Below are 287 nucleotides of genomic sequence, written 5' to 3'. Positions count from 1 at the left end.
GTAATGGCGCGAGACAATTAGCTTCTATAAGAGGCGTTAGCGCAGTCAAGAAAGCTTGCGCGTGTTCGGCAGTGCCTTTACGTGCATGAGTAAAGTCTTGATGAAGTTTGACCGCGAACTTCAATTCACTGTCTACTTGCACATAGGCTTTATTGACCATACCGGCAAAGGCTTTTTGACCGATAGGCGCGTAGAAAGTGCTATTAATCTCGACCGCGCCGTATTGCTTGGCGTATTCGCGTAAGAAGTCCGTTTTTTTGGTGCCGGTTGGGTACAGCGTACCAAGA

1 protein-coding gene is annotated in these 287 nt (G+C 48.1%); it reads right to left on the bottom strand.

Features of this window, described 5'->3' with window-relative positions:
• Positions 1–287, bottom strand: a 287-nt coding sequence (locus AAEZ22_RS18315) for a DUF72 domain-containing protein (protein WP_352298444.1), incomplete at both ends; no start/stop codon positions are given.

It is taken from the genome of Pseudoalteromonas sp. 20-MNA-CIBAN-0454 (assembly GCF_040308685.1).
GTDB classification, from domain to species: domain Bacteria; phylum Pseudomonadota; class Gammaproteobacteria; order Enterobacterales; family Alteromonadaceae; genus Pseudoalteromonas; species Pseudoalteromonas nigrifaciens.
This window is presented reverse-complemented; position numbering and strand designations above follow the sequence as displayed.